This is a genomic window from Streptosporangium subroseum (genome assembly GCF_900188345.1).
In the GTDB taxonomy this organism is placed as follows: domain Bacteria; phylum Actinomycetota; class Actinomycetes; order Streptosporangiales; family Streptosporangiaceae; genus Streptosporangium; species Streptosporangium subroseum.
Genome location: NZ_FZOD01000010.1, coordinates 177,720 through 191,278, shown reverse-complemented (window position 1 = coordinate 191,278; position 13,559 = coordinate 177,720). Strand labels below are relative to the sequence as shown.

Here is a 13,559-nt window from a genome sequence, read left to right as displayed (position 1 = left end):
GTGGACGGCTAGCGGTGGCCGGAGGAGCTCTCGGGCGAGACGGGTGAGGTGGAGGCGCGTGCCACGAGTTCGGTGGCGAGTTCGACGTGGTGGGAGTCGACGCGTTCGCCCGCCGCCAGGCGCAGTGCCGTGCGTACGGCGACGCCGCCCATCTCTCGCAGCGGCTGGCGCACGGTGGTCAGCGGGGGCGAGGCCATGCGGGCGACCATGGTGTCGTCGAAGCCGACGATGCTGAGGTCCTCGGGCACGCGCAACCCTCGCGCCCTGGCCGCCTCCAGCACGCCGAGCGCGATGTTGTCGCAGCCGGCGAAGATGGCCGTGGGGGCCTCGGGCAGGTCGAACAGAGCCGCGCCGCCCGTCACACCCTCCTGGTAGACGAAGTGTCCCGACCGTACGTAGCCCGGGAGAACCGGCACGCCCGCGGTCTCCATGGCGGCGCGGTAGCCGTGCAGCCGGGCCTGGTTGCAGGCGGCGGTGGCCGGGCCGCCGAGATAGGCGATGCGCCGGTGCCCGAGCGTGAGCAGGTGCTGCGTCGCGGCCAGGCCCCCGGCGAAGTTCGTCGAACCGACGCTGGTGACTCCCCTGGTCTGCGGCAGGTTCATCGGGTCGATCACGACCAGCGGCAACCGCACGCGGGACAGGGCGGCGAGCTGCCCGGCGGTCAGCTCGCTGGTGACGGCGACCAGGGCCCGCCGTCCGGCCGTGGCCAGGCTGCGCGCCCAGGATTCGGTGCGGTCGGCGTTCGTCCGGATGCTCACCACGATCGCAGCGTCGACCTCGGCCCCGGCCCGCACCGCGCCCTGGACGATCTCGGTCGAGTACGCGTTGAGATCGGCGTCGAGCTCCACCTCGATCGTGTCCAGCACGGCCACGTCGCCCCGGCGGCGCTGCGGCAGCGCGACGTAGTGGTGCTGCTCCAGCAACGACTCCACGAGGGAGCGGGTCACCGGGGAGACGTCGCCCCGGCCGTTGAGCACCTTCGACACGGTCGCGACCGACACACCTGCCGAGGCCGCGACCGTGGCCAGCGTGGCCCGTCTAGGACTGGCCGGCATCTGTTCCTCCCTGCTGTGTGGCGGAAGAGCCCGGTGCCGGTTCCACGTCCACGCGGGTGACCAGTCGCCGGCCTGGGCCGACGTGACGCAGCGGGCCGGTCAACCGGATGCGGCCCTGGCAGGGCAGGTCGGACGCCGACGTGCCCACGAACACCTCAAGGTCCCCTGGTTCGACGACGCGCCGCAGGTCACGCCCGGTGAACGCGGTCCGGTCGGCGTGCACGGTGAAGGTCGCCGATGCGCTCGCGCCGGGCTCCAGCCGGACCCGGGCGAACCCGGTGAGCTGCCGCGTCGGCCGGGTGACCTGGGCGACCGCATCGTGCAGGAAGAGCTGGACGACCTCCTCGCCCGCTCGCTCCCCGGTGTTGCGCACGCGCACCGACACGGTGAACTCACCGTCGGTGGGCACCTCGGCATCGCTGATCCTCAAGGAGTCGATCGCGAAGGTGGTGTAGGAGGTGCCGTGCCCGAACGGGAACAGCGGGGTCGGGTCGAGGTTGCTGATGCCGTGGCTGTTGGAGCCCAGCGGCGGCTGCAGGTAGGTGCCCGGCTGCCCGCCCGGGCCGCGCGGGATCTGCACCGGCAGCTTCCCGCTGGGCTGCACCCGGCCGGACAGGACTCCGGCGATGGCCGCCCCGCCCTCCTCGCCGGGCATGAACGCCTGGACGAGCGCGGCTGCTGTCTCGGACACGGCGCCCAGCGCGTACGGGCGGCCCGAGACGACGACCACCACGACCGGCGTGCCGGTGGCGATCAGCTCGGTCAGCAGGTCCTCCTGCACGCCCGGCAGCCGCAGGTCCTCGGCGTCGCAGCCCTCGCCCGACGTGCCCAGCCCGAACATCCCCGCCCGGTCTCCGACGACGGCCACGCACACGTCGGACTCACGGGCTGCCTGGAGCGCGGCGGCGAAGGCGGAGCGGTCGTCGCTCCGCACGTCGCAGCCCGGTTCGTGGATCAGCTCGGCATCGGGCAGCTCGGCCCGCAGCGCGTCGATCAGGCTGGGCGCGGCCACGCCGAGCCCGAGCCCCGGGTAGCGGGGCAGCACGTGGTTGGGGAAGGCGTAGCAGCCCATGAACGTGTGCGCGTCGTCGGCGCAGGGGCCGACCACGGCCACCCGGCGCGGCTCCGGACGCCCCTCGCCGAGCAACGGCAGCGCGGTGCCCGCGTCGAGCAGCACGATCGACCGCTCGGCCAGCTCCCGGGCCAGTGCCCGGTTGGACGGCGAGTCCAGGTCCACGGCCCCCGCCCCGGTCACCGACTTCTCCGGCGTCCAGTCCTCCTCCAGCAGCCCGAGCTGCACCTTCTGCGTGAGCAGGCGCCGGGCGGCGCGGTCGATCAGGGACTCCGGCAGCTCGCCCCGCCGCACCCGCTCGACGAGGTGCCGGCCGAAGCCGAGCGTGTCGGGCAGCTCGACGTCGACACCCGCGGTCAGCGCCTGCGCCCCAGCCTCTTCGGTGTCCACGGCGATCTGGTGCATCGTCGCGAGGAACGGGATCCCCCAGTAGTCCGACACCACCGTCCCGGTGAACCCCCACTCGTCGCGCAGCAGGTCGGTCAGCAGCCACGAGTCGGCCGTGGAGGGGACGCCGTCCACGTCGGAGTAGGAGCTCATGACCGAACGCGCGCCGCCCTCGACGAGAGCGGTCTCGAACGTCGGCAGGATCATGTCCATCAGCTCGCGCCGGCCCATCGGCACCGGGCCGTGGTTGCGGGCCGCCCGGGAGGCGGAGTAGCCGGCGAAGTGCTTGAGCGTGGCGATGATCCCGGCGCTCTCAAGGCCGCGCACGTAAGCCGCGCCGAGCATCGAGACGAGGTACGGATCCTCGCCCATGGTCTCCTCGACCCGGCCCCAGCGGTAGTCGCGCACCACGTCCAGCACCGGCGACAGGCCCTGGTGGACGCCCACGGCGTACATGTCCCGCCCGATGGCGGCGGCCATCCGCTCCACCAGGTCCGGGTCGAACGTCGCACCCCAGGCGATGGCCGCCGGGTAGACGGTCGCGCCGTAGGTGGTGAAACCGGTCAGGCACTCCTCGTGGACCAGCGCCGGGATGCCGAGCCGGGACTGCTTCACCACCTCGGACTGCAGCCGTACCACCTCCGCGGCGCCCTCCGCCGCGGTCAACGGAGCGCTGCCGAACACCCGCGTCAGATGGCCGAGCCCGTGGCGGGCCGCCTCCTCGATGGGCACGCTCCCCGAGGCCGCGAAGACGTCCTGCATCGGGGCCACGTTCGCCGTGCCTTCGGCCTCCGCCTCGGACTCCCCGCCCTGGTCGGCCTCCATGTCGTTGCCGAGCCACCGGCTGCCGAGCTGACCGACCTTCTCCTCCAGGGTCATCTCCTCGAGGAGGGCGTCGACCCGGTCGGACACGGGGAGTGCCGGGTCCTGCCACGGACGGAGGATCCGCCCCGCCGCGGAAGTCCCATCTAGCGCCGTCATCTGCCATCTCCTCAAGAAAAAAATTAATTCTCGCAACTTTTCGAAACGTTTCGGCATGTTTCGGTAGCTCTGCGCAACATTCTGGAGCACGCGAGGTGACCAGCAAAATCCCAGATGAGAGTACCTTACATATCCAAGATATAGAGCTCATACCGACATGAGACCACCCCTTGACAGACACGTAGCGGAAATCTAAATTGACGTGCCACGCGGCCTGTTTCGGAAATGTTTCGACATGCTGGGCTCACGAAGAGCGGACGCCTGGCATCGGAGGTGCTGATCCACGACCGACGGCCACCGCCACTGATGTTTCACATGGAGCCGCGCCCAGCCCGGGCATTCGACATACGGAGATCAGCGTGGATTCGAAGACACCATCTCGCCGCACTTTCCTCGCACTTTCCATGGGCATTCCGCTGGGGGCCGCATTAGCGGCCTGCGGCACCTCCGGCCCCACTCCCGCAGGTGGGGGCGCCTCCAGCGGAGGCACCGCGAACAACAAGGCCACCTACTGGTTCCTGTCGGTCCAGCCGCAGGAGGGTGTGCGCACCAGGGCCGTGGAGCGTTTCAACAAGGCCAACCCCAATGGGCAGATCGCCTTCACGGCCCTCCAGAACGACGCGTACAAGACGAAGATCAAGACGTCGATCGGCGCGGGCCAGGCGCCCACCATCATCTGGGGCTGGGGCGGCGGGACCCTGCGCACGTACGTGCAGGCCGGCCAGGTGGAGGACCTCACCCCGTGGTTCGAGCAGAACCCCGCCGTGAAGGACCGGCTGTTCGCCTCCTCCTTCGGGGCGGCCACGATCGACGGCAAGATCTACGCGATGCCGGCCGAGACCATGCAGCCCATCGTCCTGTACTACAACAAGAAGGTCTTCGACCAGGTCGGCGTGAAGCCGCCGGAGTCGTGGGCCGACATCATGGCCCTGGTCCCCAAGTTCAACGCCGCCGGCATCGCCCCGTTCTCCCTCGGCGGTCAGTCCCGCTGGACGAACATGATGTGGCTGGAGTTCCTCTTCGACCGCATCGGCGGCCCCGAGGTGTTCCAGGCCGTGTTCGACGCCAAGAAGGACGCCTGGTCCAACCCCGCCGCCCTCGACGCCCTGACCAAGCTGCAGGAGCTCGTCAAGGCGAACGGGTTCATCAAGGGCTTCTCCTCGATCACGGCCGACTCCAACGCCGACCAGGCCCTGCTGTACACCGGCAAGGCCGCGATGATGCTGCACGGCGGCTGGACGTACGGCAGCATGAAGACCGACGGCGGCGACTTCGTCTCCGGCGGCCACCTCGGCTACATGAACTTCCCGCCGGTCGACGGCGGCAAGGGCGACCCCAGCAACACCGTCGGCAACCCCGGCCAGTACCTGTCGATCTCCTCCAAGGCGACCCCCGAGCAGAAGGAGATCGCCAAGAAGTTCTTCGCCACCGCCGTGCTCAACGACGAGGACGTCAAGGAGTGGGCCGGCACGGGCGCGGTGCCGATCGTCAACGGCGCCGACAGCGCGTTCGCCACCTCCGAGGACGCGGACTTCCTGAAGTTCGTCTACGGCATCGCCAGTAACGCCAAGACGTTCGCCCAGTCCTGGGACCAGGCGCTCAGCCCCGCCGCGGCCGAGGTGCTGCTGGACAACATCGCCAAGCTGTTCCAGCTGTCGATCACGCCTCAGGAGTTCGTGACCAACATGAACGCGGTCATCGGCAGTTGAGCACATTCACCACCCCTGCTCGGAGAGGGACGCCGCCGCCCGCCGCACGAAAGGCCCGCGGCGGCGTCCTGCCGTGGCTGGCCGTGCCGGCCCTGGTGCTCTTCGTCGCCTTCGGGGTAATTCCGCTGATCGGGGTCCTGTTCCTCAGCTTCACGTCCTGGGACGGGCTCGGCGAGATCCAGCTGTCCGGGCTCACGAGCTGGCGGGCCGTTCTCGGCGATCCCAACCTCCTGCACTCGCTGTGGGTGACGTTGCTGGTGATGGTCGTCTCCTGGGCGGTCCAGACGCCGGCCAGCATCCTGCTCGGGGTGTTCCTGGCCGGGCGCCAGCGCTACCGCGCGGTGCTGGCGGTGCTGTACTTCATCCCCCTGCTGCTCAGCCAGGCCGCCATCGCCATCGCCTACAAGGCGCTGCTCGACCCGAACTTCGGGCTCGGCGCCGGGCTGCACATCGACCTGCTCATCCAGGACTGGCTCGGCGAACCCATCCTCGCCTTCAGCGTCGTGATCTTCGTGGTGTCGTGGCAGTTCATCCCCTTCCACTCGCTGATCTACCAGGGCGGCGTACGGCAGATCCCGCAGTCCCTGTACGAGGCCGCCGAAATAGACGGCGCGGGCCGCGTCCGCAAGTTCTTCAGCATCACGCTGCCGCAGCTCAAGTACACGATCATCACGTCCTCCACCCTCATGGTCGTCGGGTCCCTGACCTTCTTCGACCTGATCTTCGTGCTGACCGCGGGCGGTCCCGCCGACGCCACCCGGGTGCTCGCCCTGGACATGTACAAGCGCGGGTTCCAGGCCAGCCAGATGGGACCGGCCAGCGCCATCGCCGTCATCCTCGTCCTCGTGGGCCTCGCCCTCGCGTTGCTCCTGCGGCGGCTCGGCGGCCGTGACGCCAACGCCAGCCAGATGGAAGGGGCCTGACCATGAGCTTGACCCAGACGACGGGGATCAAGCGGGCCGAGACGCTCGAATCAGAACCGCACGGGCACCGCCGCAAGCGCCGGCGGCGTCCGGGCAGCGACGGCCCCAACTGGCTGGGCGGGGCCGTGAGCTGGCTGTGGCTGGCGATCGTGATCGTGCCGATCTACTGGATCGTCATCACCAGCTTCAAGGCACAGAGCTCCTACTACGCCACCAACCCGCTGTTGCCGCCGACCGAGCCGACCCTCGCCAACTACCAGATGGTCGTCGAGTCCGACTTCCCGCTGTACTTCGTCAACAGCCTCATCGTGACCGTCGGCGCGGTCATCCCGGCGGTCGCGGTCTCGTTCATGGCGGCGTACGCGATCGTCCGGGGCGGCGGCCGCCGCTTCCTGCGCGGGGTGAACTCGCTCTTTCTCATGGGGCTGGCCATCCCGCTGCAGGCGACCATCATCCCGGTCTTCCTGATCATCATCCGGCTGCACCTCTACGACTCGCTGCTGGGGCTGATCCTCCCGTCCATCGCCTTCGCGATCCCGCTGTCGGTGCTGATCCTGGCCAACTTCATCCGTGACGTGCCCAAGGAGCTGTTCGAGTCGATGCGGCTGGACGGCGCGGGCGAGGTCGCGACGCTCCTGCGTCTGGCCCTGCCGCTCACCATGCCGGCCGTGGTGACAGTGACGATCTACAACGCACTGACGATCTGGAACGGGTTCCTGCTGCCGCTGGTCCTCACCCAGAGCCCCGACAAGCGCACGCTGCCGCTCGCGCTGTGGAGCTTCCAGGGGCAGTACAGCGTGAACGTGCCCGCCGTACTCGCCTCCGTCGTGCTGACCTCGCTCCCCATCCTGGCCATGTACATCATCGGCCGCCGTCAACTGCTCAGCGGCCTGACGGCCGGTTTCAGCAAGTGACCGCACCCGGCCGTCCGGCTCACCGTCTCGCGGCCCGTCCGAATGCTCGGGTCCGCGGGCGGCGCCGGAACGGCGGGGGCGGACCTCGGTCAGCTGAGAAGGCGCGATCGGGATCGGTTCCCGTCGTGTCGACGGCCTTCCCGATGCCCCGCATGTCCCGGGACTGACACGGGTCACCCCTCGGCACGCATGGCGTCGCCACCCGCCGGCGGTTCCGGGATCGTCCGAACCGGCGCGATCCCCGCAGAGCACTCGGAAAACCCACCTGAGAGATCGTGCTCGGGATACGTTGGGGCCGATGAAGGATCAGCGCGCGGAGATCGCACAGCCGGAGCACGGCCACCGGCCGGGCGGGCGGACGACGCCCGCCCGGGGAGACGCCCCGGGTGACAGGCCACCGGGCATGCGCGCGGGCCGATCGCGCGCGAGGCCGATGGTCGCCTCACTCGTCGGCCTGACCGTTGCGATCTCCGGTTGTGCCGGCGCGCAGAGCGCCGCCTCATCGGGTGCTCCCCTCCAGACGGCGACGCAACCGGCTCCGGAGCGGTCGGCGACGCCCCCGGCGAAGGAGCCCGTACGCCAGGCGCCCGCCCTGCCCGACCCGGACGCTCCGATCCCCAAGGACCCGGCGCGGCTGGCCCGTTCCCTGACCGACACCGTCGCGGCGCTCCGGCGTGCCACGGACGACTGGACGCGCAAGGGAGACCCCGCCAAGGGGCAGCCTCCGGAGCCGATGGTGCTGCTGGCCCTGCAGCAGCAGCGCATCTACCGCTACCTCGCCCGCAATCCACAGGTCGCCTCCCGCACCTACGCCAAGCTGCCGAAGGCCCTGGCCGGGCAGGCGAAGGACAACGTGACGGCCGCCCGGGACCTGCTCTCCCTGGTCCACCCCATCAGCGGGTCGGCGAAATTCCGCGTCCAGCCGCCCAAGCCGGCGGATGTCCTGCTCGACCACTTCCGGTATGCCGAGCGCCGGTTCGGCGTCGAGTGGGAGGTGCTGGCGGCGGTGATGTTCGTCGAGACCAAGTTCGGCCGCGTGAGGTCACCGAGTTACACGGGCGCCCAGGGCCCCATGCAGTTCATGCCGGGAACGTGGAAGGCCTACGGGATGGGCGGCGACGTCCAGGACACCCGGGACGCCCTGCTCGCCGCGGCCAACTACCTGCACGCCTCGGGGGCGCCGCGCGACTACCGGCGTGCGCTGTACGCCTACAACCACTCCCAGGCGTACGTCAACGCGGTGCTGCTGCACGCCCGCCAGATCAAGCAGGACATCAGAAACTACTACGCCTACTACAACTGGCAGGTGTTCGTGGTCACCACCCGTGGCGACCGCCGCCTCACCGGCCCCTGACCTCGCTCCTTGCGCATCGCGATCAGCCCTGGGCGGTGGGGCGGACGACAAGTTCGTTGACGTCGACGTCGCCGGGCCGGCCGATCGCGTATCCGATGGCGTCCGCGACGGCGGAGGCCGGGATGGCGAATTGTTCCATCGCGGCCCGCGCGACGGCCTGTGTCTCCGGGTCGCCGCCGTGGTCGGTGAGTTCCGAGCGGGTGAAGCCCGGGCTCACAACGGTCACGCGGATGTCCCGGCTCTCCTGGCGCAGTCCCTCGGAGAGCGCCCGGACGGCGTACTTGGTGGCGCAGTAGACGGCCGCCGTGGGGTCGACCCGGTGCGCCGACGTCGAGGCGACGTTGACGATGTGGCCGGCGCCCCGGGCACGCATGTGCGGCAGGACGGCCGCGATGCCGTACAGGGTGCCGCGCAGGTTCACGTCGATCATCTGGTTCCACTCGTCGACGCGCAGCGCGTCGATCGTCGACAGCGGCATCACGCCCGCGTTGTTGACGAGCACGTCGATGCGACCGTGACGCTCGTGGGCGGTCTCGGCGAAGGCACGCACGCTGTCGAGGCTCGTCACGTCGAGCTCCCCGTGGTCGGCTCGGCCGCCCGCGGTGCGGATCTCGCCGGCGAGCGCCTCCAGCCGGTCCACGCGCCGCGCGCCGAGGACGACGTGGTGGCCGTCGGCGGCCAGGCGACGGGCGGTCGCCTCACCGATGCCGCTGCTGGCACCGGTAATGAGGACAATCTTGCTGTCGGCGGTCGACGGGCTGCTCATGAGAACTCCTGGAAAACGCTGGTCTCGCGGCGGGAGTGCCGCGAGACCAAGCGTGCGTCCGCCGCCGCGCCGGGAGAAGGCCGTGTCTTCCTAGGTGCGCCGCACCCGGGAAGACACGGCCTTCTCCGCCCGCCCGCGGTCACGCAGGATCGGGGCAGAGCGATGTCCCGGGGGATCCGTCTTGCGGCTCAGGCCGTGGCGTGCACGGAACCCAGGTAGGCGAGGGCGTCGGCGCTGCGGCTTCCGGGCTCCGGTGTGCCGACGAGCAGTTGCTGGCCGGGAGCGTCGCGGACGTCGAAGGTCTGGTAGGTCAGCTCGACGCGACCCACCTCCGGATGGACGAAGACCTTGAACGTGCGAGGGAGCCCGCTCACGGCCTGGTCCTGCCACAGGGCCCGGAACTCGGGAGAGGTCCGCAGAAGCTCGTCGACGAGCGCCCTGATCTCCGGATCGTCCGGGTGGTAACCCGCGTTGAGACGCAGGGCATGGACGGTCTGCCCCGCCAGGGTGGGCCATTCGACGAACACGGTCCGCGCCTGCGGGTGCTGGAACAGCACCCGGACCATGTTGGTCATGCCGGAGAAGGGCAAGAGCAGCGCGGCGGCGACGGCGTTGGTGGCGAGCACCTCGAACGCGGGGCTCAGCACGTATGCGGCCGCGGAGGGGAAGGAGTCCAGCAGCCGCAGCAGCGCCGGGTGGACCAGGTCTCGTGAGCCGCCCGGTGCCAGGTGGGGATTCAGCCCGGCGACCCTGCGGTCGCCTCCCCCGCGCAGGCCGACGTCCACGGGATCGAGGCGCGCGCGATGGGCCCGGAGGAACTCCCCGAGCTTGTTCGTGGACGCGGCCGGCATGACGACCACGCTACTCCTCGCTTCCAGGTGCGACGCGCCCAGGCAACCGTACGGCTCCCCCTCGCCATCCGCCGCGATTGATCTCGCCGGCACCGGCGGCGGCCGGATATCGGCTCGGCGCACGAGAGAATTCATACGGGTGGCAGCCGGATGCCGACTCGACACACGGGAGGAACCCATGCCCTTCGCCGACGAGCTCATCGGTGATCACACCGCCAAGGCGCTGATCGAAGCGATCGCGGCGGCCGCGCCCGGCGCACCGCTCACCGCGCTCCGCACCGCCGCCGGCGAGCTCGCGCCCCTGTCGCTGCGGGAACGCAGCGACCTGCTCAGGGACGCGCTGCTGCGGGACCTGCCCGGCGACTACGACGCGTTCGCCCGCACGATCCGCGCGGCGCGGGACGGGCTGCCGCCCTTCAGCGGGTGGCTGATCTGGCCGGTCACCGGCGCGATCGCCGCGAAGGCGATCGACGACGGCGGCACCGACGCCTTCGACGACGCCATGGCCATGCTCGCCGAGCTCACCTCCCGCCTCACGTCCGAGTTCGCCATCCGCGCGCTCCTCGACCATGATTTCGACCGCGCCCTCGCCGCCGTCCTCACCTGGACCGCCTCGCCCGACGAACACGTCCGCCGCCTGGCGTCCGAGGGCACCCGGGCGTTCCTGCCCTGGGCGAAGCGGGTTCCGGCGATCATGGTCGATCCCCGGGCGACCCTCCCCATCATCAACGCCCTGTATCGCGACGAGAGCGAATACGTGCGACGCTCCGTCGCCAATCATCTGAACGACCTGAGCAGGCAGCAACCGGAGATCGTCGTCGAGACCGCGGCCGCCTGGCTCTCGGAGCCGGACGAGAACACCCCGCGCCTCGTCAGGCACGGGCTCCGCACCCTCGTCAAAAAAGGCCACCCCGGCGCGCTCGGCCTGCTGGGCTTCACACACGCCGCCATCGACATCGTCGGGCCGGCCCTGGCGACGACGCGGATCCCGTTCGGCGGAACCGTCGGTTTCACCGCGACGATCACCAACACCGCGGCCGAGCCGGCGACGCTCGCCATCGACTACATCGTGCACCACATGAAGGCGAACGGCAGTCAGCGCGGCAAGACCTTCAAGCTCACCACTGTGACGCTCGCCCCCGGCGAACGACGGCAGCTCTCCCGCGAGCACTCCTTCCGCGAGATCACCACCCGGCGCTACTATCCCGGCGAGCACGCGATCGAGCTCCAGATCAACGGCGTCGTCTCCGGCCGGAGCGAGTTCACCCTCCTGGCGGCCCCCTGATACGCGTGATCCGACGGATTGATTCACGGCTGATACACGGCTGAGCCGTCACGGAGGTCCGGCACCGACACCATGGGCACCTGCGGATCTCGCGGGGTGGCCGGGGTGCGCGCCGCCGCGGCGTACCGGTCGCCGGAGGAGGTCCGGCGACGCCTTCGCGCCCCCACGGAGAGAGTCCTTATATTGTCTTTTATACCTTTTTAGTCATATTTGGGGAGAAATGTCGGTTTCAGAGGTCGGCGGTGGCCCACCAGATCCTGTCACGGTACTGCTCGTCGAGGACGACGAGGTGATCCGCAGGGCGGTCGGGATGGCCCTGGAACGCTACGGCTATCGCGTGAGCACCGCGGGCGACGGTCTGACCGGCCTCGAACTGTTCAGGGACCAGCCGCACGACCTGCTGCTGCTGGACGTGATGCTGCCGGGGCTGGACGGCATCGGGCTGTGCCGGAGGATCAGGGAGTCGAGCCTGGCCCCGATCCTGATGATGTCCGCGCGCGGTGACGCCCTGGACGTGGTGTCGGGTCTGGAGGCGGGGGCCGACGACTACGTCGTCAAGCCGGTCGACACCTCCGTGCTGGTGGCCAGGATCCGTTCCCTGCTGCGCCGGGCCTCCTTCGCCCCGAGCCCCGAGCACGCTCCGGAGCCCGCTGCAGGCGGCGCCGGCGACCTGGTCTTCGGGGACCTGACCATCGATCCCCAGGGCCTGGAGGTGCGCCGGGCCGGTGAGCCGGTGGGGATGGCCCCCACCGAGCTGCGGTTGCTGCTGGAGTTCGCGGCGAACCCGGGGATCGTGCTGGACCGGCAGACCCTGCTGCGCAACGTCTGGGACTACGGCTGGGACGGGGACAGCCGCGTCGTCGACCTGTGTGTCCAGCGGCTGCGCAAGAAGATCGGCCCCGACCGGATCGAGACGGTCCGCGGCTTCGGTTACAAGTTGCGGCGCTGAGATGGGACACGCCATCGTCCAGGCGGCGCGCAGGCTGCTGAACTGGAGGTCGCTGCGCTGGAAGATCGCGGCCTTGGTGGCCATGGCGTCCTGCGCGGTCGCGCTGGCCGTCGGGATACTGGTCCACCGGAGCACCCTTGAGCGTTCCATGAGCCTGGGCGAGGGCCGGGCTTACGTCGCGATGGGGGAGGCGGAGAACGACTACCGGCGCACGGGCGACGCGTCGGCCGGTTACAGCGGGGAGATCCCGCCCGCACTGCTCCAGCAGGTCAGGAGCACCGGGCGATTCAGCACCTGGTACGACGGTCGCCAGCCGGAGAGTCTCTGGATGTGGGGGGCTGAGCCCATCGACGGCCAGGTGCTGGCCGTGCAGATCGACATGGGCACCGAGATGCGCAGCCTGCGGGCCCTGGACCGGCACATCGTGATGGCCTCGCTGGCCGTGCTCGCCGTTGTCGTGCCCCTGGCGGCGCTGGCCGCCGAGCTGCCCAACCGGCGGCTGAGGCGGGTGGCCCGAACCGCGCGGCGTATCGCGGACGGCGACCTGAACGCCCGGACCAGGGTGGGCGGCCGGGGCGGCGATGAGATCACCGAGATCTCGGCGGCCGTCGACTCGATGGCGGACAGCCTGCAGGACCGGCTGCTGAGCGAGCAACGCTTCACCGCCGACGTGGCCCACGAGCTGCGTACCCCGCTGATGGGCCTGGTCACCTCCGCCGAGCTCCTCCCCGAGGGGGAGGCCACCGAGCTGGTCAGGGACCGGGTGCGGGTGCTGAGGGCGCTGATCGAGGACCTGCTGGAGATCTCCCGCCTCGACGCGGGCGCGGAACGCGCCGATCGTGCTTCGGTGCCGCTCGACCAGGTCGTCGAGGAGTCCGTACGCCGGACGGGGCTCCAGGTCCGGCTGGCGGTGAACGGCGATCCGGTCGCCGACACCGATCCTCGCCGCCTCGACCGGATCGTCGCCAACCTGGTCGCCAACGCCCACCGCCACGGACGGTCTCCGGTCGAGGTCACCGTGAACGGCACGACGATCGTCGTACGCGACCACGGCCCCGGATTCCCGGACGAGTTGCTGGCGACGGGGCCGCAGCGCTTCCGCACCGGCGCGGCCGAACGCGGACGGGGTCACGGCCTGGGCCTGACCATCGCCGCCGGCCAGGCCCAGGTGATCGGCGCCGAGCTCACCTTCGGCAACGCCCCGGACGGTGGCGCGATCGCCACGCTCCACCTGCGGGACGGTGTCGGCTCCGAGAGCTGACACCTGCCCGGCGCTCCCGACGAGACCGGGCGACCCGTGACAAGGACCGGCG

Annotated in this window: 11 protein-coding genes; 7 read left to right on the top strand and 4 right to left on the bottom strand. The window is 70.3% G+C overall.

Annotation, left to right across the window (positions count from 1 at the left end):
* Positions 1-8 precede the first annotated feature (8 nt).
* Together CHC08_RS13430 and CHC08_RS13425 are read right to left on the bottom strand one after the other, a co-directional pair.
* Positions 9-1,055 (bottom strand): LacI family DNA-binding transcriptional regulator, encoded by a 1,047-nt coding sequence (locus CHC08_RS13430; protein WP_089207575.1) that lies wholly within the window; start codon positions 1,053-1,055, stop codon positions 9-11.
* Positions 1,039-3,495 (bottom strand): glycoside hydrolase family 3 N-terminal domain-containing protein, encoded by a 2,457-nt coding sequence (locus tag CHC08_RS13425; RefSeq protein ID WP_089207574.1) that lies wholly within the window; start codon positions 3,493-3,495, stop codon positions 1,039-1,041. The genes CHC08_RS13430 and CHC08_RS13425 overlap by 17 nt, the downstream gene beginning before the upstream one ends.
* 359 nt (positions 3,496-3,854) lie before the next feature.
* Here CHC08_RS13425 and CHC08_RS13420 point away from each other — a divergent pair, with 359 nt between their 5' ends.
* The 4 genes from CHC08_RS13420 to CHC08_RS13405 all read left to right on the top strand — a co-directional run bounded on the left by CHC08_RS13420 (position 3,855) and on the right by CHC08_RS13405 (position 8,395).
* A complete protein-coding gene (locus tag CHC08_RS13420; protein ID WP_245878293.1) occupies positions 3,855-5,204 on the top strand; it encodes an extracellular solute-binding protein in 1,350 nt (449 codons plus the stop codon).
* Positions 5,201-6,127, top strand: coding sequence for a carbohydrate ABC transporter permease (locus CHC08_RS13415; RefSeq protein ID WP_089207572.1), 927 nt, complete (start codon positions 5,201-5,203; stop codon positions 6,125-6,127). The genes CHC08_RS13420 and CHC08_RS13415 overlap by 4 nt, the downstream gene beginning before the upstream one ends.
* Before the next feature lie 2 nt (positions 6,128-6,129).
* A complete protein-coding gene (locus CHC08_RS13410) occupies positions 6,130-7,041 on the top strand; it encodes a carbohydrate ABC transporter permease (RefSeq protein ID WP_089207571.1) in 912 nt (303 codons plus the stop codon).
* Positions 7,042-7,339: 298 nt separating this feature from the next.
* Positions 7,340-8,395 (top strand): lytic transglycosylase domain-containing protein, encoded by a 1,056-nt coding sequence (locus tag CHC08_RS13405; protein WP_089207570.1) that lies wholly within the window; start codon positions 7,340-7,342, stop codon positions 8,393-8,395.
* Positions 8,396-8,417: 22 nt separating this feature from the next.
* On the opposite strand, the gene CHC08_RS13400 is transcribed toward CHC08_RS13405, so the two are convergent.
* Together CHC08_RS13400 and CHC08_RS13395 are read right to left on the bottom strand one after the other, a co-directional pair.
* Positions 8,418-9,161, bottom strand: coding sequence for an SDR family oxidoreductase (locus tag CHC08_RS13400; protein ID WP_089207569.1), 744 nt, complete (start codon positions 9,159-9,161; stop codon positions 8,418-8,420).
* Positions 9,162-9,349: 188 nt separating this feature from the next.
* Positions 9,350-10,012, bottom strand: coding sequence for an MmyB family transcriptional regulator (locus CHC08_RS13395; protein ID WP_089207623.1), 663 nt, complete (start codon positions 10,010-10,012; stop codon positions 9,350-9,352).
* Between the two features lie 178 nt (positions 10,013-10,190).
* On the opposite strand from CHC08_RS13395, the gene CHC08_RS13390 reads away from it, so the two are divergent.
* From CHC08_RS13390 to CHC08_RS13380, 3 genes are all read left to right on the top strand, one after another.
* Entirely contained in the window at positions 10,191-11,297 is a 1,107-nt protein-coding gene (locus CHC08_RS13390) for a DNA alkylation repair protein (RefSeq protein WP_089207568.1), read from the top strand.
* 220 nt (positions 11,298-11,517) lie between these two features.
* Positions 11,518-12,246 carry a two-component system response regulator CseB gene (gene cseB, locus CHC08_RS13385; protein ID WP_089207567.1) on the top strand — a complete coding sequence of 243 codons (729 nt, stop codon included), beginning with the start codon at positions 11,518-11,520 and terminating at the stop codon, positions 12,244-12,246.
* Between the two features lies 1 nt (position 12,247).
* Complete coding sequence (locus CHC08_RS13380) at positions 12,248-13,507, top strand: sensor histidine kinase (protein WP_089207566.1); 1,260 nt, start codon at positions 12,248-12,250, stop codon at positions 13,505-13,507.
* Positions 13,508-13,559 lie beyond the last annotated feature (52 nt).

Excerpts from the sequence above, each read along its gene's own strand:
- CHC08_RS13430 (WP_089207575.1), bottom strand. The coding sequence starts at position 1,055 with ATGCCGGCCAGTCCTAGACGGGCCACGCTGGCCACGGTCGCGGCCTCG.
- CHC08_RS13425 (WP_089207574.1), bottom strand. The coding sequence starts at position 3,495 with ATGACGGCGCTAGATGGGACTTCCGCGGCGGGGCGGATCCTCCGTCCG.
- CHC08_RS13410 (WP_089207571.1), top strand. The coding sequence starts at position 6,130 with ATGAGCTTGACCCAGACGACGGGGATCAAGCGGGCCGAGACGCTCGAA.
- CHC08_RS13405 (WP_089207570.1), top strand. The coding sequence starts at position 7,340 with ATGAAGGATCAGCGCGCGGAGATCGCACAGCCGGAGCACGGCCACCGG.
- CHC08_RS13400 (WP_089207569.1), bottom strand. The coding sequence starts at position 9,161 with ATGAGCAGCCCGTCGACCGCCGACAGCAAGATTGTCCTCATTACCGGT.
- CHC08_RS13395 (WP_089207623.1), bottom strand. The coding sequence starts at position 10,012 with ATGCCGGCCGCGTCCACGAACAAGCTCGGGGAGTTCCTCCGGGCCCAT.
- CHC08_RS13390 (WP_089207568.1), top strand. The coding sequence starts at position 10,191 with ATGCCCTTCGCCGACGAGCTCATCGGTGATCACACCGCCAAGGCGCTG.
- cseB (WP_089207567.1), top strand. The coding sequence starts at position 11,518 with ATGTCGGTTTCAGAGGTCGGCGGTGGCCCACCAGATCCTGTCACGGTA.
- CHC08_RS13380 (WP_089207566.1), top strand. The coding sequence starts at position 12,248 with ATGGGACACGCCATCGTCCAGGCGGCGCGCAGGCTGCTGAACTGGAGG.